The organism is Caldimonas hydrothermalis (genome assembly GCF_056746695.1).
Genome location: NZ_JBWQXA010000009.1, coordinates 80688 through 101486, shown reverse-complemented (window position 1 = coordinate 101486; position 20799 = coordinate 80688). Strand labels below are relative to the sequence as shown.

14 protein-coding genes are annotated in these 20799 nt (G+C 68.1%); 2 read left to right on the top strand and 12 right to left on the bottom strand.

Features of this window, described 5'->3' with window-relative positions; all coding sequences use genetic code 11:
• Nucleotides 1-32: 32 nt before the first annotated feature.
• The 3 genes from rluB to AC1ECW_RS12240 form a co-directional block, all read right to left on the bottom strand.
• Nucleotides 33-1694, bottom strand: coding sequence for a 23S rRNA pseudouridine(2605) synthase RluB (gene rluB / locus AC1ECW_RS12250; protein ID WP_481201940.1), 1662 nt, complete (start codon nt 1692-1694; stop codon nt 33-35).
• Nucleotides 1684-2544 (bottom strand): SMC-Scp complex subunit ScpB, encoded by an 861-nt coding sequence (gene scpB, locus AC1ECW_RS12245; protein WP_409708060.1) that lies wholly within the window; start codon nt 2542-2544, stop codon nt 1684-1686. Before scpB ends, rluB begins: the two co-directional genes overlap by 11 nt.
• A gap of 203 nt (nt 2545-2747) precedes the next feature.
• Complete coding sequence (locus AC1ECW_RS12240) at nt 2748-3791, bottom strand: RluA family pseudouridine synthase (RefSeq protein ID WP_481201939.1); 1044 nt, start codon at nt 3789-3791, stop codon at nt 2748-2750.
• A gap of 68 nt (nt 3792-3859) precedes the next feature.
• Between AC1ECW_RS12240 and AC1ECW_RS12235 the strand changes: the two genes are divergently transcribed.
• Nucleotides 3860-4651, top strand: a complete 792-nt coding sequence (locus tag AC1ECW_RS12235; protein WP_409708054.1) for an outer membrane protein assembly factor BamD — start codon at nt 3860-3862, stop codon at nt 4649-4651.
• A 27-nt stretch (nt 4652-4678) separates the two neighbouring features.
• Here AC1ECW_RS12235 and yoaA read toward each other — a convergent pair whose 3' ends face one another.
• Nucleotides 4679-6679, bottom strand: a complete 2001-nt coding sequence (gene yoaA, locus AC1ECW_RS12230) for a DNA repair helicase YoaA (RefSeq protein WP_481201938.1) — start codon at nt 6677-6679, stop codon at nt 4679-4681.
• Nucleotides 6680-6721: 42 nt separating this feature from the next.
• Nucleotides 6722-6925, bottom strand: coding sequence for a DUF465 domain-containing protein (locus tag AC1ECW_RS12225; RefSeq protein WP_409657569.1), 204 nt, complete (start codon nt 6923-6925; stop codon nt 6722-6724).
• A 78-nt stretch (nt 6926-7003) separates the two neighbouring features.
• On the opposite strand from AC1ECW_RS12225, the gene AC1ECW_RS12220 reads away from it, so the two are divergent.
• On the top strand, nt 7004-7771 hold the full coding sequence (locus tag AC1ECW_RS12220; protein ID WP_481201937.1) for a PP2C family protein-serine/threonine phosphatase: 768 nt from the start codon (nt 7004-7006) through the stop codon (nt 7769-7771).
• Between the two features lie 43 nt (nt 7772-7814).
• On the opposite strand, the gene zapE is transcribed toward AC1ECW_RS12220, so the two are convergent.
• From zapE to AC1ECW_RS12185, 7 genes are all read right to left on the bottom strand, one after another.
• Nucleotides 7815-8915, bottom strand: a complete 1101-nt coding sequence (zapE, locus tag AC1ECW_RS12215) for a cell division protein ZapE (protein ID WP_409708045.1) — start codon at nt 8913-8915, stop codon at nt 7815-7817.
• Nucleotides 8916-8984: 69 nt separating this feature from the next.
• The gene (lpdA, locus tag AC1ECW_RS12210) at nt 8985-10412 is read right to left on the bottom strand and encodes a dihydrolipoyl dehydrogenase (RefSeq protein WP_481201936.1); all 1428 of its coding nucleotides are present in this window, start codon (nt 10410-10412) and stop codon (nt 8985-8987) included.
• A 12-nt stretch (nt 10413-10424) separates the two neighbouring features.
• Nucleotides 10425-11684: a 2-oxoglutarate dehydrogenase complex dihydrolipoyllysine-residue succinyltransferase gene (odhB, locus tag AC1ECW_RS12205; protein WP_481201935.1), complete on the bottom strand. Its 1260-nt coding sequence runs from the start codon at nt 11682-11684 to the stop codon at nt 10425-10427.
• A 110-nt stretch (nt 11685-11794) separates the two neighbouring features.
• Nucleotides 11795-14653 (bottom strand): 2-oxoglutarate dehydrogenase E1 component, encoded by a 2859-nt coding sequence (locus AC1ECW_RS12200; RefSeq protein WP_481201934.1) that lies wholly within the window; start codon nt 14651-14653, stop codon nt 11795-11797.
• A 224-nt stretch (nt 14654-14877) separates the two neighbouring features.
• On the bottom strand, nt 14878-17319 hold the full coding sequence (locus AC1ECW_RS12195; RefSeq protein WP_409707169.1) for a sensor domain-containing protein: 2442 nt from the start codon (nt 17317-17319) through the stop codon (nt 14878-14880).
• Nucleotides 17316-18608 (bottom strand): cyclic di-GMP phosphodiesterase, encoded by a 1293-nt coding sequence (locus tag AC1ECW_RS12190; protein WP_409707166.1) that lies wholly within the window; start codon nt 18606-18608, stop codon nt 17316-17318. Before AC1ECW_RS12190 ends, AC1ECW_RS12195 begins: the two co-directional genes overlap by 4 nt.
• Before the next feature lie 155 nt (nt 18609-18763).
• Nucleotides 18764-20707, bottom strand: a complete 1944-nt coding sequence (locus AC1ECW_RS12185) for a propionate--CoA ligase (RefSeq protein ID WP_481201933.1) — start codon at nt 20705-20707, stop codon at nt 18764-18766.
• Nucleotides 20708-20799 lie beyond the last annotated feature (92 nt).

Here is a 20799-nt window from a genome sequence, read left to right as displayed (position 1 = left end):
ACCGGCAGGGCCCGACGTGGGGCCTTGCCTCCTCAGCGCCCGCGTCCGCCGCGCCGGCCACCGCCAGCCCCGCCCTTGTGACGGCCGCCCTTGCCGCGTCCAAGGTAGGCATCGGCGCCGATGTAGCCCACGCTGGTCTGCATGGGATCGGGCTGGCGCGGGGCGCCCTGGCGGGCCTTGGTCGACTGGGCAAAGCGCTTGTCGTAGGTCTGCTCCAGCGGATCGGGCGTGCCTGGGCGCACCCCGGTCGGGCGACCGCCCGCCCTCCCGCCACCGCGCCGCTTGCCGGGCTTGCCATTCTTCCCGCCACCCGATGCCGGGCGCGGCTGGTCGGCCCCGGTCAGGCGCCGTATCATGCGCACGTCCTGGTCGCCGAGCTCCACCCACACCCCGCGCTTGAGACCGCGGGGCAGCACGATGTGCCCGTAGCGGATGCGGATCAGGCGGCTGACCGTCAGCCCCACGGCATCGAACAGCTTGCGCACTTCCCGGTTGCGGCCTTCGGTGATGACGACGCGGTACCAGCGGTTGACGCCCTCGCCGCCACCGTCCTCGATGGACTTGAAACTGGCGAGCTGGCCATCGATCTTCACCCCCTCGAGCAGCTTCTGGCGCGCCTCGGGCTCGAGCGTGCCCAGCACGCGCACGGCGTACTCGCGCTCGACGCCAAAGCGCGGGTGCATGAGCTGGTTGGCCAGTTCGCCCGAGCTGGTGAACAGCAGCAGGCCTTCGGTGTTGAGGTCCAGCCTTCCGACCGACTGCCACTTGCCCTGCTTGAGCTTGGGCAGGCGGCGGAACACGGTGGGACGGTTCTGCGGGTCGTCGTGGGTGACCACCTCACCGGCCGGCTTGTGATAGGCGAGCACGCGCGGGGCTGGCGGTGCGATCTGCACCTTGATGGGCTTGCCATTGACGCGCACCTGGTCGCCGTAGGAAATGCGCTGGCCGATGTGAGCAGGCTCACCATTGACGGAGATGCGGCCTTCCAGGATGAGCTGCTCCATGTCGCGGCGCGAGCCGATGCCGGCCTGGGCCAGCACCTTGTGCAGCTTGGGCGCATCGGGCTCCGGCGCCAGCACGCGCTTGGCAACGGCTTCGAGCTCAGCAGGCTCCTCATCGTCCTGGGCTTCGTCGTAGCGGCCTTCGACGACGTCGGCAAACCGCTCGGCGACTTCACGGTCAGCAGCCTGGCCAGGCCCCTTGGCGGGTTGTTCCGACTTGCGTGCACCGGCCGAAGGGACTGGCGCCCCCTCCCCTTCACGCTCACCCCCGCGGCGGCCGCGCCGGTTGCGGCGGCGGCGGCCACCGCTGTCCGAGCCCTCGCCGGAGGTCTCGGACGGCGCCTGCGCCGCGTCCTGCACGACCGGCTCGGTGTCATGGGAGGGCGATCCGGAGGCAGGTGCTTCATCGTCGGACGCCGCGGACCGGGCTTCGTCGGGCACGCCTGGCTGCCCGCCGGTCGACGCCGCGGCGGTCTTGCGCCGACGGGCCGGCCGGGGCGCCGGGGCCTCGGCCGCAGCGGGCGAAGCGTCTTCGGCGGCCGCTTCGCCCGTCGTGACGGACACCTCGGCCTTGGGCTTGCGGGGGCTGCGCCGCTTGGGCTTCCCGGCGGTCTGCGCGGCCGCGGCCGGGGCATCGGCCGGCACGGTCGGGACGGACTCGGGCGATGGGGTTTCGTTGGCTTCAGGGTTCATGGCGCGACAGAGGTTCAGCGTCGGATTCGGAATCAGGTTCAGCCGGGGCCCGGGCCGGGGCGTCGCCTGGGGCCTCCCAGGCAGCGTCCGGTGCAAGCCCTTCAAGGGGGGGATCGTGGATCAGGACCTCGGCCGCCGCCGCCTCGGCATGTACGACCGGATCGACCGCCTCGGGGCGGTGCGGCGGCGGGCCGTCGACCCCTTCGGCCGGTGCCGGCGGCTCGACCTGCTCGACCAGGCCGGGTTCTGCGGTCGGATCCTCCCCTTGTGCGGCGGTCTCGATCGCGTCGAGCAGGGAGGACTGCTGAGGCAGATCCTCGGACGGCGCAGTGGCGGGGGAAGCACCGTCGAGCGCCGGCAACTGGTCCAGCGAGGACAGCCCCAGATCGTCGAGAAACTGTTTGGTGGTGGCGTACAGCGCCGGCCGGCCGGGTGCATCGCGATAGCCGATGGTGTCGATCCAGCCGCGGTCCTCGAGCTGTTTGAGGATCTGGCTGCTGACCGTCACGCCGCGGATGTCCTCGATGTCGCCGCGCGTGACCGGCTGGCGGTAGGCGATGATCGCCAGCGTCTCCATCGTGGCCCGGGAATACTTGGGCGGCTTCTCGGGATTGAGGCGGTCGAGGTACTCACGCATCTCGGGCCGGCTCTGGAAGCGCCAGCCCGTGGACACCGCCACCAGTTCCACGCCGCGGCCCTCCCAGTCACGCGCCAGTTCGTCGAGCAGCATGCGCAGGGTATCGGGGCCGAGCTCGTCGTTGAAGAGCGCCCGCATGTCGCGCAGCGGCAGCGGCTGGTGCGCGCAGATCAGCGCGGTCTCGAGGACGCGCTTTGCATCCTGTGTGTTCATTGGCCGTTTGTCGTCCTCGTCCGGGACCGGGCGGTCTGCATGTGGGGACACCGCCCGCGCCGTCTTGCCGCGACGCTACGGGCCCAGCCATGCCAGTGATCGCCGCGGGGATCGCCACGCCGGGTGCGCGGCCGCCCTCCTCGCCCGGCACAGCCCCCTGGAGGAGGCTCCGGGGCGGCGGGCAGCGGTATGTGCGTCTGAACCTATTGTAGCCCGGTGGACGGCGAAGTCCGTGGTCCGCCCGCCACGCACCGCCAGGCCCGGGCGAAATCGTCCGGCGCCGGCGCCTCGAAGGCCAGCGGCCGCGCCTGAACGGGGTGGTCCAGACGCAGTCGCCACGCATGCAGGGCCTGTCGCTGCAGGCCCAGGGCCTCATGCCCCCCGTACAGGCTGTCGCCGACCAGCGGAAACCCGCGAAAGGCCAAGTGCACCCGGATCTGATGGGTGCGTCCAGTGTGCAGGGTACAGCGCACCGCGGAACAGCCCGCTCCCACGGCCACGAGGGCCACATCGGTGCGTGCGTGCCGCCCGTCGGCGACCACCGCCATGCGCACACGCGAGCGCGGATCGCGCGCGATCGGGGCGTCGATGGTGGCCAGCGCCTGCGGCTGCCGGATCTCGCCGTGCACCAGCGCCAGGTACTCGCGATGGACGCTGCGCGCGGCGATGGCCCGCGTGAGCGCCGTCACGGCCTCCAGCGTCTTGCCCACCGCCATCAGGCCGCTGGTGTCCTTGTCCAGGCGGTGCACGATGCCGGCGCGCGGAAGGGCCGAAGCCCCCCCGTGGTGGGCCAGCAAGGCATTGAGCAGCGTGCCGGACCAATGGCCTGCCGCCGGGTGCACGACCAGGCCGGCGGGCTTGTCGATCACCAGCAGATGCTCGTCCTCGTAGACCACGGACAGGGCGATGGCCTCGGGCCGGAAGGCCTGACTCTGCGGCGTGGGGCGCAGCTCGAGCCGCAGCCGCTGGCCGGCCTTGAGTTTGCGACTGGGTTGGCGCACAGGCTGCCCGTCGAGCTGCACCGCTCCCTGCTCCACCAACTGCTGCAGCCAGGTGCGCGAGAACTCCGGCGCCAGGGCCACGAGCAGTCGGTCCAGCCGCTGGCCATGACCGGCAGCGTCGATCAGGGTCTCGCGGGTCTCGATCCGCTCGTCGTCGTGCAAGTCGTCCGGGAAGTCGGCCGAGCCCGTCTCGTGCGGGCGCTCGGCACAGGCGTCCCTCTCGGATGGGGGGGTGGCATGCGCCATATAGAATCCGTGCTTTGTCTGAATATGGAACGAGCGCAGGCCCGCGGCCTGCGCCGGATGGAACCGGGATGCACACTCACTTTGCCTTGTTGGCCCGGCGTTGCGCGCTGGCTCTCGCCGGTGCGGCCCTGCTGGCGGCCTGCAGCTCGACCCCGAAGGACGAGACGGCCGGCATGAGCGCCGAGCGAGTGTACTCAGAGGCCCGCGCCGACGCGGCTGCCGGCAACTACGAGCGTGCGATCCGCTTCTACGAACGCCTCGAAGGGCGCGCGGCAGGCACCCTGCTGGCCCAGCAGGCCTTGCTCGAGCTGGCCCACACCTACTACCGCAGCGGCGAACGTGCCCAGGCCCTGGCCACGATCGAGCGCTACATGAAACTCTACCCGGCCAGCCCGGCCTCGGACTACGCCCTCTACCTCAAGGGCCTGATCAACTTCAACGACAACCTCGGCCTGTTCGGCCGCTTCTCGCGGCAGAGCCTGTCCGAGCGCGACCAGCAGGCTTCGAAGGAGGCTTACCAGGCCTTCCGCCAACTGGTCGATCTCTATCCCGAGTCGGTCTATGCCGCTGATGCCCAGGCGCGCATGAACTTCATCGTGAACTCACTCGCCCAGTATGAAGTGCATGTCGCGCGGTACTACTTCCGCCGCGGCGCCTACCTGGCCGCCGCCAACCGGGCCCAGCTCGCGGTGCGCGACTACCAGCAGTCGCCGGCAGTCGAGGAGGCCTTGCACCTGATGGCGCAAAGCTACGACCGGCTGGGCCTGCCCCAGCTGCGCGACGATGCGCTGCGCGTGCTGCAGAGAAACTTTCCGCAAAGCATCTACCTGGGCCAGGCCGGCACCCGCCACCTGAACTGAAGCGCCTGAAAGGCGTGTGAGCGCTCCTCAGGACGCTGGGGCCGAGGCGGCCAGCTCCATCAGCCAGGCCAGGGCGTCGTCCTCGCTGTCGAGCCAGCGCATCGGTGGCAGGGCCGCTCGCAGCCGGCGGCCGTAGGCCATAGTCGCCATGCGCGGATCACAGACGACCAGCAGGCCGCGGTCGCTTTCCGTGCGGATGAGGCGACCCGCCCCTTGCTTGAGCGCCACGGCCGCCTCGGCCACGAACAGATCGTTGAAGGCACTGCGGCCTTCAGCCTCGAAGCGGCGCACCCGGGCCTCGATGAGGGGGTCGTTCGGCGGCGGAAACGGAAGCTTGTCGATCACCACGCACTGCAAGGCGTCGCCGGGCACGTCGATGCCCTCCCAGAAGCTCTGGGAGCCCACCAGCACGGATTGCGGATGGGCCAGGAAGTCCTGGATGAGCTGGCGCTTGGGGGCGTCGCCCTGGCGCAGCACGGTGATGGCTCGGCCCTCGGCCTCGAACTGCTCGCGCAGGGCCTGCGCGATCGGCTGCAGGGCTTTGAGTGTGGTCGTCAGCACGAAGCTGCGCCCGCCCAGCGCCGCAGCGAGCCGTCCGGCCAGTGCGGCCACGGCCGCCGGGTGCCCCGGCTCATTGGGCCTGGGAAAGCGGCGCGGCACGTAGACGCAGGCATGAGACGGGTAGTCGAAGGGGCTGCCCACGCGCAAGACGGTCGCTTCGTCCAGGCCGGCCGGTTCGGTGAACCAGCTCAGCCGCTCGTCGTCGCCCAGCGTGGCCGAGGTGAAGACCCAGGCCTTGGGCGAGGATGCGAGTTGCTCGCGCAGGGTCTCGCGGATGTCGAGCGGCGACTCCACCAGCCGCACCTGCTGGGCGCCGAGGTCGATCCAGCGCACACGCCCGGGCGGTGCAGGCTGCGCAAAGGCCTGCGCACGCTCGGCCACGAGATCCAGCCGCTCGGCCAGCCGCGTGAAGTCCGGCGCCGCACCGGCCACCGCCAGCACCGCCTCGTGGCCGGCGCCGGCCGCCTGCGCCACGCCATGCAGGGCCCCATTGAAGGCGTCGCGTCCGGCCCGCTCCTGCCAGCGCAGCTTGACGGGGCCGCGCAGATCGTGCAGCGGCCCGGCAGCGGCCAGCCGCAACTCGCGCGCTGCGCGCTCGATTCCACCCGCCAGGGTGTGCCAGTCGCGCAGGCCGCGCGCATGCTGCAGGCCGGCGGCCAACAGGTCGCGGGCCAGTTCGATGAGCGCTGCCGTGCCCAGGGTAACGCCGAGGAACTGCACACCGGCCTCGGCCAACTGGTGGGCCTCGTCGAAAACCACGACATCCACCGTCGGCAGTAGTTCGGCCATGCCCGTCTCACGCAAGGCCAGGTCGGCGAAGAACAAATGGTGGTTGACGACCACCACGTCCGCAGCCATGGCCTCGCGACGTGCATTCATCACATGACAGCCCCGGTAGCTCGGGCAGTCGCTGCCCAGGCAGTTGTCGCGGGTGGAGGTGACCAGGGGAATCACCGGCGAGCGGTCATCCAGCCCGGGCAGTTCGGCCAGATCGCCGGTGGACGTGCCCTGGGCCCACTGCTCGATGCGCGCCAGGGCGCGTACCGCGCCGCGGTCGGGCCACTGGGCGGTGTGCCGGGCCTGCTGCAGCCGGTGCAGGCACAGGTAGCTACCCCGGCCTTTGAGCAGCGCCGTGCGCAGTGGCAGGCCGAGGGCGTCGCGCACATGCGGCAGGTCGCGCAGGAAAAGCTGATCCTGCAGGCTCTTGGTGGCCGTGCTCACCAGCACCCGCCCGCCGCACAGCAGTGCAGGCACCAGGTAGGCGTAGGTCTTGCCCACCCCGGTGCCGGCCTCGGCCACCAGAACCCGACGGTGCGCGACGGCCTCGGCGATGGCCGCAGCCAAGCGCGTCTGGATCTCGCGCTCGCGGAAGCCGGCATCGGCCCGGGCCAGCGACCCCTGGGGCCCGAAGGCCTCGCGGGTGGCGGCAACGAGCGCATCTTCGGACGGCGCGCCCGACGGGTTCATCGCCACCCCTTCCGGGGGATGCCACGTTGCGGCCGCCACGGCTCAGGCCGGTTCCCGCGGGTCGAGTTCGGCCTCGAGGCGGGCGATCTGGTCGCGCAGCAGGAGCCGGCGTTTCTTGAGGCGTCGCAGCGCGAGCTCGTCACGGGGTGTCTGGAATTCGGCGCCGTCGATGAGGCTGTCGAGATCGGCATGTTCCATGCGCAACTCGATCAGCCGACGCTGAGGCGAGTGCAGGTTTTCATCCATGGCCCATCACCGTTGAAATTTCCCGGCGCAGCGCGAGATGGCTGGATTATAGTTTTGGTCTATCCACGCCCTTTTCCCATGAGCACATCTTCTAAGGGTTACCGCCTGAGCGCGGCCACCGGCATCCACCGGGGCGACCGCATGTACCAGCAGGATCAGGTGGACATCCTGGTCCATGCACGCGTGCCCGGCTGCATGCTGGCGGTGGTGGCCGACGGCATGGGCGGCAAAAGCGGCGGTCGCAAGGCTTCCGACCAGGTCGTCCTCACTGCCCGACAGCTGTTCGACCGCTACTCGCCCACCACCGAGGATGCACGCGACGTGCTCAAGCAGCTCGTGCTGGAATCCCACCTGATGATCAAGCTGACGGCCATCACCGCCGAAGAGGAGCCGCACAGCACGGTGGCCGCCTTCCTCGTGAGCCCGAACCGCGAATGTGACGTGATCCATGCCGGAGATTCGCGTGTCTATCACTTCCGCGGGTCGGACATGGTCAGCCGCACCAAGGACCATTCGTACGTGCAGCGCCTGGTCGACGAGGGGCAGATCACCGAGGAAGAGGCCAACACCCACCCGCAGTCGAACCTGCTCACGGGCTGCCTGGGCACGTTCCAGGACCCGCCGATCACGCTGCACCACATCGACCGGCTCGAGATCGGCGATTCGCTGCTGGCCTGCAGCGACGGCTTGTGGCATTACTTCACCCCGCGTGAGCTCGGGGCCATCGTCAACACCCTGCCTCCGCGCGAGGCCAGCGAGATGCTGGTGAGCAAGGCTCGCCAGCGCGCACGGGGCGGTGGCGACAACCTCTCGCTGGCGCTGGTGCGCGTGGACCTGCTGACCTGAGGAGAGGAGTCGGCGCGCCCTCCCCCTGCGTGACCCGCCGGATTCAGGTCAGGCGCGTGTCGACTTCGCGCCGCTGCAGCGACAGGAATTCCCGGGACTGCATTTCGTTCAGACGCGAAACCGTGCGCGGAAACTCGTGGGCCAGCGGGCCTTCGGTGTAAAGCTGTTCCGGCGGCACTTCGGCCGACATGATGAGCTTCACCCGGCGGTCGTAGAGCACGTCCACCAACCAGGTGAAGCGCCGGGCTTGCGAGGCCATGCGCACCGGCATGTGCGGCACGTTGGACAGCAGCACGGTGTGGAACTGCGAGGCCAGCTCCAGGTAGTCGTTCTGTGAGCGTGGCCCGCCGCACAGCTCCTGGAAGTCGAACCACACCACCCCGCCGGCACGCCGTCGCGCGCGAATCTCGCGCTGCTCGATATGCAGAATGGGGCTCTCGTCACGCGCCTCGGCCAGCTCCTCGAAGGCCTGGGCCATTTGCGCATCGGCCTGCTCTCCCAGCGGGCAGTGGTAGAGCTTGACATGCTCCAGCGTACGCTGCCGGTAGTCAGTGCCGTTGTCGACGTTGATGACCTCGAGGTGCTGCTTGAGCAGCTCGATGGCCGGCAAGATACGGTCGCGATGCAGCCCGTTGGGGTAGAGCCCGTCGGGGTGGAAGTTCGAGGTGGTGACGATGCTGACGCGGTGCTTGAAGAGCGCTTCGAGCAGGCGATGCAGAATCATTGCATCCGTCACGTCGGCAACGTGGAACTCGTCGAAGCAGATCAGGCGGTAGCGTCGCGCGATACGGCGACCCAGTTCGTCCAGCGGGTTGACCGTGCCCTTGAGGTCTTGCAGTTCCCGGTGCACCTCGCGCATGAACTCGTGGAAGTGCAAGCGGGTCTTGCGCGTGAGCGGCACGGCCTGGAAGAAGCAGTCCATCAGGAAGCTCTTGCCCCGCCCCACCCCGCCGTACATGTACACGCCCCTCGGGAGGGGGGGACGACGCAGCAGCTTGGTCAGCGCGTTCGAGCGCCGGGCCTTGTAGTCGGCCCATTCATCCTGACAGCGCTGCAGGGCAGCCACGGCGCGCAGTTGTGCGGGGTCGCTGCGGTAGCCGCGCGCCTTCAGCGTGTCTTCGTACAACCGGGCGACGCTCGTCATGGCGGTCCTGCATGTTCAAGAAAAAGGGCGACGGTGAAGTCGCCCTGGGGCCATGCCTGTGCTTCGATCTCAGAAGTTCAGGGTGCGCTTGTCCACGGCCAGCGCTGCCTCCTTCGTAGCCTCGGACAGCGAGGGATGCGCATGGCAGATGCGGGCGATGTCCTCGGCACTGGCCTTGAACTCCATGGCCACCACGGCTTCGGCGATCAGTTCGGAGGCAAACGGCCCGACGATGTGCACGCCCAGGATCTCGTCCGTCTTGGCATCGGCCAGGAACTTGACCATCCCGGTGGTGTCGCCCAGGGCCCGCGCGCGGCCGTTGGCCATGAAGGGGAAGGTGCCGGCCTTGTAGGCCCGGCCTGCCGCTTTGAGCTGCTGCTCGGTCTGGCCCACCCAGGCGATCTCGGGGCTGGTGTAGATGACCCAGGGGATGGTGTTGAAGTTGACGTGCCCGTGCTGGCCGGCGATGCGTTCGGCCACGGCCACACCCTCTTCCTCGGCCTTGTGGGCCAGCATGGGGCCGCGCACCACGTCGCCCACCGCCCAGACGTTGGGCAGGTTGGTCCGGCAGTCGTCATCCACCACGATGGCGCCGCGTTCGTCGAGCTTCAGGCCCACGGCCTCGGGGTTGAGGCCTGTGGTGTTGGGCACCCGGCCGATCGAGACGATGAGCTTGTCCACCTGTAGCACCTGGGCCTGGCCCTTGGCATCGGTGTAGGCAACGCTCACGCCCTTCTTGCCGGCCTGGACCTCGCCGATCTTCACGCCCAGCTCGATCTTCAGTCCCTGTTTGTCGAAGGCCTTGCGGGCCTCCTTGGCGATCTGCTCGTCGGCTGCGCCCAGGAAGGTGGGCAGGGCTTCGAGGAGGGTCACCTGGGCACCCAGGCGACGCCACACCGAGCCCATCTCCAGGCCGATCACACCGGCACCGATGACGCCCAGCGTCTTGGGCACCGCCGGGATGCGCAGCGCCCCGTCGTTGGACAGGATGGTCTCCTCGTCGAAGGCCACGCCGGGCAGCGCGCGGGCGCTGGAGCCGGTGGCCACGATGATGTGCCTGCCGGTGAGCGTCTCGGCTTTCTCACCGGACACCTGGATCTCGTAGCCGCCCTCGACTGCCTTGGAGAACGCCCCGCGCCCATGGAAGAAGCTGACCTTGTTCTTCTTGAACAGGTAGAGGATGCCGTCGTTGTTCTGCTTCACGACGCTGTCCTTGCGGGCCAGCATCTTCGCCACGTCGATGCTGAGATTGCTCAGCCCAATGCCGTGGTCGGCGAAGTGGTGCGCCGCGTGCTCGTAGTGCTCGGACGACTGCAGCAGGGCCTTGGACGGGATGCAGCCGACGTTGGTGCAAGTGCCACCCGGGGCCGGGCCGCCCTTGCCGTTCTTCCACTCGTCGATGCAGGCCACCTTGAAGCCCAGTTGGGCCGCGCGGATGGCGGCGATGTAGCCGCCGGGGCCACCGCCGATGACGATGACGTCGAATTGTTGGCTCATTCCAGCGCTTCCTCAGATGTCGAACAACAGGCGGGCCGGGTCTTCCAGTGCTTCCTTCATCGCCACCAGGCCGAGCACGGCCTCGCGACCGTCGATGATGCGGTGGTCATAGCTCATGGCCAGGTAGTTGATCGGGCGGATCACGATCTGACCGTTCTCGACCACCGGACGGTCCTTGGTGGCGTGCACGCCCAGGATGGCCGACTGCGGCGGGTTGATGATCGGCGTGGACAGCATCGAGCCGAACACGCCGCCGTTGGAGATGGAGAAGGTGCCGCCGGTGAGTTCCTCCAGGCCGAGCTTGCCATCTTTGGCCTTCTGGCCGAACTCGGCGATCTTCTTCTCGATCTCGGCAAAGGTCATCTGGTCGGCGTTGCGCAGGATGGGCACCACCAAGCCGCGCGGCGAGCCCACGGCGATGCCGATGTCGAAGTAGCCGTGGTAGACGATGTCGTTGCCGTCGACCGAGGCGTTCAGGATGGGGTACTTCTTGAGCGCATGCACCGCTGCCTTCACGAAGAAGCTCATGAAGCCGAGCTTGACACCGTGCTCCTTCTCGAACTTTTCCTGGAACTTCTTGCGCATCTCCATCACCGGGGCCATGTTGACCTCGTTGAAGGTGGTGAGGATGGCATTGGTGGCTTGGGACTGCAGCAGGCGCTCGGCGATGCGGGCGCGCAGCCGGCTCATCGGCACGCGCTGCTCGGGGCGGTCGCCCAGGTTCAGGCCGGGGGCACTGACCTGCGGCAGCGGCTTGGCCACGGCGGGGGCGGCGCTGGCCGGCGCCGGGGCGGCGGGCCGAGCCCCGGCTTCGAGGGCGCCGAGCACGTCACCCTTGGTGATGCGACCGTCCTTGCCGGTGCCGCTGACCTGGGCGGCCGTGAGCTGGTGCTCGGCCATCAGCTTGGCCGCGGCAGGCATCGCCACATCCGACTTGGCGCCACCGGCCGCCGCAGGCGCCGGCGCAGGGGTCACCGCGGGGGCGGCAGCCGGTGCAGCCTTGACCTCCAGCGGGCTGACCTGGGCCTGGCCCTCGGTGTCGATCTTGGCGATGACCTCGTCGCTGACGACGGTGTCGCCGTCGTTCTTGACGAGCTGGACGATCACGCCGGCCGCCGGCGCGGGCACTTCCAGGACGACCTTGTCGGTCTCGATCTCGATGAGGATCTCGTCGGCGCTGACGGCTTCGCCCAGACGCTTTTTCCAGGACAGCAAGGTGGCTTCGGCCACCGATTCGGACAGTTGGGGAACCTTGACTTCGATGATTGCCATGATCGTTCTTTCGCTATGCGTGTCGCCGCGCACAGGGGCCGCCGCGGGCAGCCCCCGTCAACGCATCCGGGCGAGGCGGCGCGGCGCCGTCGTCGACCCGGGACCGGGACTTACTTGGTGAGCACGAACCCCTTGAGCTTGGCAAAGGCCTGCTCGAGCAAGGCCTTTTGCTGCTCCTGGTGGAGGTGGGCATAGCCCACGGCCGGCGAGGCCGAGGCCGGACGGCCGGCATAGCCGAGCTTCTGGCCTTCGAGCATGTTCTCGTGGATGTAGTGCTGCACGAAGAACCATGCACCCTGGTTCTGCGGCTCGTCCTGGCACCACACGACGTCGGTGGCGTTGGGGTACTTCTTGAGCTCGGTGGCAAAGGCCTTGTGCGGGAAGGGGTAGAGCTGCTCGACGCGGATGATCGCCACGTCGAGCGCCTTCTTCTCCTCGCGCTTCTTGACGAGGTCGTAGTAGACCTTGCCGGAGCAGACGATCACGCGCTTGACCTTGGCCGCCTCGATCTCGGCGTTGAGCTCGCCGATCACGGTGCGGAACTCGCCCTTGGTGAATTCGGCCAGCGGCGAGGTGGCGTCCTTGTTGCGCAGCAGCGACTTGGGCGTCATCAGCACCAGCGGCTTGCGGAACATGCGCACCATCTGTCGGCGCAGCACATGGAAGATCTGGCTGGCCGTGGTGGGCTGGCAGATCTGCATGTTGTTGTCGGCGGCGAGCTGCATGAAGCGCTCCAGGCGCGCCGAGCTGTGCTCGGGCCCCTGGCCCTCATAGCCATGCGGCAACATCAGCGTCAGGCCATTGGCGCGCCCCCACTTGACCTCGCCGGAGGCGATGAACTGGTCGATCACCACCTGGGCCCCATTGGCGAAGTCGCCGAACTGGGCCTCCCAGATCACCAGCGTGTTGGGGTCGGCCGAGGCATAGCCGTACTCGAAGCCCAGCACCGCCTCTTCCGACAGGATGGAGTCGATCACGACGAAGGGGGCCTGGTTGTCGGCCACGTTCTGCAGCGGGATGTAGGTGCCCTCGTCCCACTTCTCGCGGTTCTGGTCGTGCAGCACGGCATGGCGATGGGTGAAGGTGCCGCGTCCGCAGTCCTCGCCCGACAGGCGCACCGGATAGCCGCTGGCCACCAGCGAGGCAAAAGCCAGGTGCTCGCCCATGCCCCAGTCAACATTGATCTCGCCGCGGCCCATGGCGGCACGGTCGGCGATGACCTTCTCGACCAACGGGTGGAGCTTGAAATTGCCCGGAATGGTGGTGATGCGCTCGGCCAGGCGCTTGATCTCGGCCAGCGGCAGCGCAGTGTCAGCCGCGTCCGTCCACTTCTTGCCGAGGAAGGGCGTCCAGTCGACGGCGTACTTGCTCTTGAAGTTGGTGAGCACGGGATCGACGGTGTGCTTGCCCGCGTCCATCGCGGCGCGGTAAGCCTTGACCATCTCCTCGGGCCCGTCCTCGGGCAGCACGCCCTGGGTCACCAGCTTGTCGGCATAGAGCTTGCGGGTGCCGGGGTGCTTGGCGATCTTCTTGTACATCAGCGGCTGGGTGAGCGAGGGGGTGTCCTGCTCGTTGTGGCCCAGCTTGCGGAAGCACACGATGTCGACGACGACGTCCTTGTTGAACTCCTGGCGGTAGTCCAGCGCCAGTTGGGTGCAGAACACCACGGCCTCGGGGTCGTCGCCGTTGACGTGCAGCACCGGCGCTTCGATCATCTTGACGACGTCGGTGCAGTACAGCGTCGAGCGGGTGTCGCGCGGGTCGCTGGTCGTGAAGCCGATCTGGTTGTTGATGACGATATGGACCGTGCCGCCGGTGTAGTAGCCGCGCGTTTGCGCCAGCGCCAGCGTCTCCATCACGACCCCCTGGCCGGCGAAGGCGGCGTCACCATGCACCAGCACGGGCAGCACCTGATCGCCTTCCTTGTCGCCACGGCGATCCATGCGGGCCTTGACCGAACCCTCGACCACCGGGTTGACGATTTCCAGGTGCGAGGGGTTGAAGGCCAGGCTCAGGTGCACCGGGCCGCCAGGGGTGGAGACATCGCTGGAGAAGCCCTGGTGGTATTTCACGTCACCGGCGGGCAGGTCTTCCTTGGCGGTGTGCTCGAACTCGGCGAACAGGTCCTTAGGCATCTTGCCCAGCGTGTTGACCAGCACGTTGAGGCGGCCCCGGTGGGCCATGCCGATCACGATTTCCTGCACGCCCTTCTCGCCGGCGCGCTTGATCAGCTCGTCCATCGCGGCGATGAAGCTCTCGCCGCCTTCGAGCGAAAAGCGCTTCTGCCCCACGTACTTGGTGTGCAGGAAGCGCTCCAGGCCCTCGGCCGCCGTCAGGCGCTCGAGGATGGCCTTCTTCTTCTCGCCGGTGAATACCGGCTTGGAGCGCGAGCTCTCCAGGCGTTCCTGCCACCACCGCTTCTCGGCCGGCTCGGTGATGTGCATGAACTCGGCACCGATGGTGCCGCAGTAGGTCTCACGCAGGGCCTGCAGGATCTCCCGCAGGGTCATCTGTTCGGCCTTGGTGAAGTAGGTGTTGGTCGCGCTGAAAGTGATGTCCATGTCACTTTCAGTGAGGTCATAGAAGGCCGGTTCGAGCTCGGGAATGCGAGGACGCTCGTGACGTTTGAGGGGATCGAGGTCGGCCCAGCGGGAACCGAGGAAGCGATAGGCAGCGATCAGGGACTGGACGTGCACCTGCTTGCGCGCCACGGCCAGGTCGGTACTGCTGGCCTTGACCGCGAAGGCGTTGGACTTGGCGCGCTGAGCGAAGGATTCGATGACGGGCGCGTGCGCGACATCGCGCGAATCGCTGCCGTCGACCGCAGGCACGTTCTGAAGGGCGTCGAAATAGGCGCGCCAGTTGTCAGGCACCGAGCCCGGGTTGTCGAGGTAGGCCTCGTACAACTCTTCGACGTAGGGGGCGTTGCCCCCGAACAGGTACGAGTTGGACCTGTATTGCTGCATCATCTCGCTCACCTCATGCCCCGGTTTCCAGGGCTGTTGGCTGGTTGATCAACCTTCCGCGACACGGCTTGACCGGTTGGCGGATTGCGACCCGCCTTCACTGTGGATTCACTCAGAAACCAGCAAAGGGGACGGGAAGGACCGAAAGTCTGAAGGCATGACTCTAACACTCCTGGCGGTCAGCGGCCAATCCGCAATCTCCACATCGGCGGCCGGGCGCCGGGCCTTCAGCCTCCCGCACGGCAGCCCGGCGCGTGTGCGGCGGTGTCGCGCAGCCTGTCGAATTCCTGAGGATCGACCGGTGGGGCAAACAGGTAGCCTTGGAACTGGTCGCAGCCGGCGGCGCACAGGAACTGCCGCTGCAGATCGGTCTCGACACCCTCGGCGATGACCTTGATGTGCAGAGCCCGCGCCATGCTGACGATGGCGCGCACGATGCCGGCATCGCTCTCGTCAGCCGGCAGCCCGGCGATGAAGGAGCGGTCGATCTTGAGCTTGCCGATGGGGAAACGCTTGAGGTAGCCCAGGCTGGAGTAGCCGGTGCCGAAGTCGTCGATCGCCAGGCGCACACCGAGCTGTTCGAGCTGCTGCAGGCGGCTCAGCGCCTCCTCGGCGTCTTGGATCAGGATGGATTCGGTGAGCTCAAGCTCGAGCCAGCCGGGCGCCAACCCGGCAGCCGACAGCACACCGGCCACGCGCTCGACGAAGTTGGCCTGCTGGAACTGCAGGGCCGACACGTTGACCGAGACTTGCAGCGCACGCCCCCGGGCCTGCCAGCGCGCGGCCTGCTGCACCGCCTCGGTCAGCACCCAGTCGCCCAGGGCGACGATAAAGCCGCTTTCCTCGGCCACGGGGATGAACTGGGCGGGCGAGACGTCGCCCAGGTCCGGGTCCCGCCAGCGCAGCAGGGCCTCGGCGGACAGCACCTCGCGGGTCTTGATGTCCACCTGCGGCTGGTAGGCCAGGCGGAAATGGCCGGCTGGCAGGGCCTGGCGCATGGCATGGTCGATCTTCATGCGCGCCAGCAGGTCCACGTTCATCTGCGGCTGATAGAAGCGAAAGCTCGACCGGCCACGCTCTTTCACCCGGTACATGGCCGCGTCGGCGTTCTTGATGAGGTCGTTGGCGGTGGCGCCGTCATCCGGATACATCGCGATGCCAACGCTTCCGGTGACCGTGAAGCTCAGTTCATCGAGCTGCACCGGGACGGTCAAGGCCTCGAGGATGCGTCGGGCGGTTGCCTCCGCGCCACGCACGTCGGCCTGGTGGAGCAGCACGACGAACTCATCGCCGCCGTAGCGGGCCACGGTATCGACCTCGCGCACGCAGCGCTTGAGCCGGTCGGCCACGTCCACCAGCACGCGGTCTCCGTAGAGGTGTCCCAGCGAGTCGTTGATCTGCTTGAAGCGGTCGAGGTCGACGAACATCACCGCGAAGCGGCCATGTTCTCGGCGGGCCATCGCGATGGCGAACTCCACGCGCTCGGTGAACACCAGGCGGTTGGGCAAGGCGGTCAGTGCGTCGGTGTAGGCCAACTCCTCGATGCGCCGCTTGGCCGCCAGCTTGTCGGTGAGATCCTTGACGAAGGCGATGTAGTGCAGCGTGCCGCCGGCGTCGTCGGACAGGCGCACCATCGAGACTTGGCAGGGGCCGCTGCTGCCGTCGGCACGCACGTAGTGCAGCTCGGCCTCGATGCTGCCGCACTCGTCGACGGCCGAGCGCAGGCGATCGATCGCCCCCGGATCGGCCGGATCGTGGACCAGCTCGTTCCAGCGCTGCCCCACCAGCGTCTGGCACGCGCTGCCACACAGGCGGGCACAGGCGGGGTTGGCCGCCAGCACCTTGAGCTGCCCGTCAGTGATGAACACGGCGTCGGGGCTGGCATCGAACACCTTGGCGGCGAGCTGGAGCTGGGACTCCTGCGCCAGCTGTTGCGTGATGTCGCGGAAAGAGTAGACGCGACCGATGGGCCGGCCCCGGCTGTACTGGGGCCTCGTGACCCGCTCCATCACGCGGCCCGATCGCAACGCGATGAGGTCGGTGGTCTCCAGCAGAGGCGAGCGGGCAATGAGGGCGAGCTTCTCGTCGTAGGCCTGCACGTCGGCCACGGCCTCGCGCAGCCAGGCGAAGATGGCCTGGTCGTCACGGCGCAGCATCAGGGCCTGCGGAAAACCCCAGAGGTCGGCCAGGCGTTGGTTGTAGCCGCGGATGCCCCCGTGCAGGTCGACGGCCAGGATGCCGTCGGCCGTGGATTCGAGGGTGGCACGCAGCTCCGACACCAGCCGTTCGAGTTCGTCCTCCACGCGCCGCTGCTCACTGCGGTCGCGCAGGCTGACGAGGAACAGCGAATGGCCCGGCGCCAGGCGCAGCAGGCTCACGCGGCGCTCGACCTGCACCGTGGTGCCGTCGGGGCGGCATACGAGGCTGTCGGAGAGGATGCGGTCGCTCAGACCGGCCGCGACATCCTCCCAGAAGACCAGGTCCTCCGGCGTGGCAGCCAGCTCGATGGCGGCCTTGCCGACCAGGCTGCCCTCACTCACGCCCAGCAGGGCATGCGCAGCCTGGTTGGCCGCGACCACGCGCAGGTCCACCGGATCGACCATCCAGACCGCCTCGAGCATGCCGTCGATCAGGTGCTGGAGCACCGGCATCAGGCTGGGCGCACTCATACAGACCCCTCGGGCTCGGGTGCCGATGGGTCCACGGCCCGTTCAAAGAAGTAGCAGATGCGCTGGCGCGGGGACAGATAGTCCAGTGCGACGCGCGGCAGTTGCAAGGGTTTCAGGCTGCGCCGAACCCCCAGGTCAGGGTGGGCCTCGAGATCGACGACCAAGGCCTCCTCGGCCGGCACCTTGGGGTCGTGCACGATCACGCGCGGTTTGAGCGGGCGCGCCGAATTGACCGAGACGACCAGTGCGAAGCGCCCGTCGGTGAGCTCGACGACCGAGCCCGGCGGATACACCCCCATCATCTTGATGAAGGCGCTGAGGGTGAGCGCATCGAAGCGCGCCTTCATCTGCGCGAAGATCAGCGACAGCGCCTCATGCGGCGTCAAACTCTTGGCCGGGTTGAGCGGGTTGCACAGGTTGTCGTAGCGGTTGACCAGGGCGACGATGCGCGCCAGCGGGCTGATGCGCTCACCCGGCAGCCGCTGTGGAAAGCCCCGGCCGTCGGCCTGTTCGTGGTGCTGGGCCACGACCAGCGTGGCCTGGGGGCTGAGCTTCATCTTGCGCGCCAGACTCACGCCATGGGCCACATGCTCCTGATAGAACTGCAGCTCGGCCGAGGTGGAGAGTTCGTCCTTCCAGCGCACGCGGTCGGGCAGTTCGGTCTTGCCCAGATCGTGCAGCAGGGCGCCCAAGCCCACGTCGCGCAGCTCCTGTTCGCCCAGCCCCATGGCCCGACCGAGCAGCATCGACACCACCGTGACATTGAGGCTATGGGACGAGGCGCGGTCGCCCGCGCCCTCGTGGAGCAGGCGGATGCAGGTGTCGTGGGCCCCATCGATCTTGTCCAGAAAGCCGCTGACCATGCTCTCGGAACGCTCGCGGGCCGCCTCGGGCTGGCTGTGCGCGATCTCGGTGATCTGCCGGAATTCCTTGGCGGCCTGGTTGAACTCACGCTCGCAAGCCGCCAGATGCGCCCGCTGCGAAGCCAGCAAGGCGCGCCGGCGGGCCCGCAACGCCACTTGCGGATCGGCCGGCAGCGCATCGGCGGCCGCCGGCTGCGGCCCGGCCTGGCCGCCCACCAGAGCCAGCAGCCCCGGATCGCTGCGGGAGGGATCCCATCGCACCTGCTGCAGACCCAGGCCACGGATGGTGGCGATCTGGTCGTCCGAGGCGATGCGGAAACTGCTCATCGCAAAAGGGTGTGCCATCCAACCCACGTCGAGATGCACATACATGCCGACCTTGAGTTGGTGGACGTCGACGAAAAGCGGAGCCTGAGGGTCTTTCATCCTGAACATGCGCTGGACCGCAAATGTATCCAGCTTTCGGGACTTCGACCGTTTCAGTCCGTTCTTGAGCTCGACTGTGGCACATCCCCCACAAGGGGGAGGCCGGACGCCGCCGCCGTCGTGGGGCACTGCTGCCGCAGTGCCTCGTATGCCGCTCAGGCCGGCAGGGCCACCATCGCGCGGATCTGCTGCAGGGCCGAGGGGTCCTCGATGGTGGTCAGGTCACCGGGGTCGCGGTGTTCGCACACGGCCTGGATGGCGCGGCGCAGCAGCTTGCCCGAGCGGGTCTTGGGCAGGACCGTGACAAACCGCACACGAGCAGGCCGTGCGACGGCGCCGAGCTGCTGGTCCACCACCTTCATGATCTCGCCTTCGAGGGCCAGGGCCTGCGCCTCAGTGGCCGCCTGCGCTGGATCTTTCAGCACCGCAAAGGCCATGGCCACCTGGCCCTTGAGGTTGTCGGCCACGCCCACCACGGCCACCTCGGCCACCGCGGGGTGGCTGGCGATGCTCTCTTCGATCTCGCGCGTGCCCAGGCGGTGGCCGGCCACGTTGATGACATCATCAGTGCGGCCGAGGATGAAGTAGTAGCCGTCCTCGTCGCGAATGGCCCAGTCGAAGGTGCTGTAGACCTGCCGGTTGGGCACGGCGCTCCAGTAGGTCTTCACGAAGCGCTCGTCGTCGCGCCAGACGGTTTGCATGCAACCCGGCGGCAGCGGCCCCTCGATGGCCAGCACGCCCTTCTGGTGCGCTCCGATCAGCTCCTCGCCGGTGGCCTCGTGCAGCAGCTTGACGCGATAGCCGTACATCGGCACGCCGGGCGAGCCGAACTTGCTGGGCTTGTTTTCGACGCCGTTGGCAATCGTCAGGATGGGCCAGCCGGTCTCGGTCTGCCAGTAATTGTCGATGACGGGCTTGCCCAATGCGTCGGCGATCCATTTCGCGGTGGGCTCGTCCAGCGGCTCACCGGCCAGGAAAAGCGCACGCAGGCTGGACAGATCGTGCTTCTTCAGGAAGGCCGCATCGTGCTTCTTGAGCACCCGCACCGCAGTGGGCGCGCTGAACATCACCGTGACCTTGTACTTCTCGACGAGCTGCCACCAGATGCCCGCATCGGGCCGGATCGGCAGGCCTTCGTAGAGGATGGTGGCCATGCCGGCGATCAGCGGGCCGTAGACGATGTAGCTGTGGCCCACCACCCAGCCGATGTCGCTGGTGGAAAAATAGGTCTCGCCGGCCTGGCCGCAGAAGATGTACTTCATGCTCGCGGCCAGGGCCACCGCATAGCCGCCCGTGTCGCGCTGCACCCCCTTGGGCCGGCCGGTCGTGCCACTGGTGTAAAGCGTGTAGCTCGGGTGGTCGGCCGTCACCCACACGCAGGGCACCTGGGCGTGCAGGTGCTGCTCGCGCAAGGCGGCGTAGTCGACATCGCGCCCGGCCACGCGCTCCATCGGCGCCAGGGCACGATCGACCAGCAGCACGCGCTCGGGCTTGTGCTGTGCCAGCCGGATGGCCTCGTCCAGCAGCGGCTTGTAGGGCACCACCTTGCCGGCGCGGGAGCCGGCATCGGCGCTGACGACCACGCGCGGCTGCGCATCGTCGATGCGGCTGGCCAAGCTGACGCTGGCAAACCCGCCGAAGACCACCGAGTGGATGGCCCCCAGCCGCACACAGGCCAGCATCGCGAACACCGCCTCGGGGATCATCGGCATGTAGATCAGCACGCGGTCGCCCTGCTCTACCCCCAGGGACTGCAGCACCGCAGCCATGCGCTGCACCTCGGCATGCAGTTCGCGAAAGCTGTAGACGCGCTCGGTGCCGGTCTCGGTGGACACATGGATCAGCGCGGCCTGGTCGGAGCGCTGTGCGAGATGGCGGTCCACCGCGTTGTGGCACAGGTTGGTCGTGCCGCCGACGAACCAGCGCACGAACGGAGGGCGGCTGTGGTCGCAGATGGTCTGCGGCGGCTGTAGCCAGTCGATCAGCCGGGCCTGCTCGGCCCAGAAGCCGTCCCGGTCCTCGATCGAGCGTCGGTAGAAGGCTTCGTAGTTCATGCTGTGTCTCCTCGCAGGGGGTACGGCCCGTCGTTTTGGGAGCATCGATTGAAGGCAGGCACGCTGACGGCCCCCTGACAGCCGACCGCGGCGCCACCCGTCCATCGTGCCCGCTTGCCGGGCGCCCCGCCAGAGGT

Bases quoted from the DNA above. Each gene is read 5' to 3' on its own strand.
- scpB (WP_409708060.1), bottom strand. From the start codon at position 2,544: ATGAACACACAGGATGCAAAGCGCGTCCTCGAGACCGCGCTGATCTGC.
- AC1ECW_RS12235 (WP_409708054.1), top strand. From the start codon at position 3,860: ATGCACACTCACTTTGCCTTGTTGGCCCGGCGTTGCGCGCTGGCTCTC.
- AC1ECW_RS12195 (WP_409707169.1), bottom strand. From the start codon at position 17,319: ATGAGTGCGCCCAGCCTGATGCCGGTGCTCCAGCACCTGATCGACGGC.
- AC1ECW_RS12225 (WP_409657569.1), bottom strand. From the start codon at position 6,925: ATGGATGAAAACCTGCACTCGCCTCAGCGTCGGCTGATCGAGTTGCGC.
- zapE (WP_409708045.1), bottom strand. From the start codon at position 8,915: ATGACGAGCGTCGCCCGGTTGTACGAAGACACGCTGAAGGCGCGCGGC.
- AC1ECW_RS12200 (WP_481201934.1), bottom strand. From the start codon at position 14,653: ATGATGCAGCAATACAGGTCCAACTCGTACCTGTTCGGGGGCAACGCC.
- AC1ECW_RS12190 (WP_409707166.1), bottom strand. From the start codon at position 18,608: ATGAAAGACCCTCAGGCTCCGCTTTTCGTCGACGTCCACCAACTCAAG.
- odhB (WP_481201935.1), bottom strand. From the start codon at position 11,684: ATGGCAATCATCGAAGTCAAGGTTCCCCAACTGTCCGAATCGGTGGCC.
- AC1ECW_RS12185 (WP_481201933.1), bottom strand. From the start codon at position 20,707: ATGCTCCCAAAACGACGGGCCGTACCCCCTGCGAGGAGACACAGCATG.
- yoaA (WP_481201938.1), bottom strand. From the start codon at position 6,679: ATGAACCCGTCGGGCGCGCCGTCCGAAGATGCGCTCGTTGCCGCCACC.
- rluB (WP_481201940.1), bottom strand. From the start codon at position 1,694: ATGAACCCTGAAGCCAACGAAACCCCATCGCCCGAGTCCGTCCCGACC.
- lpdA (WP_481201936.1), bottom strand. From the start codon at position 10,412: ATGAGCCAACAATTCGACGTCATCGTCATCGGCGGTGGCCCCGGCGGC.
- AC1ECW_RS12220 (WP_481201937.1), top strand. From the start codon at position 7,004: ATGAGCACATCTTCTAAGGGTTACCGCCTGAGCGCGGCCACCGGCATC.
- AC1ECW_RS12240 (WP_481201939.1), bottom strand. From the start codon at position 3,791: ATGGCGCATGCCACCCCCCCATCCGAGAGGGACGCCTGTGCCGAGCGC.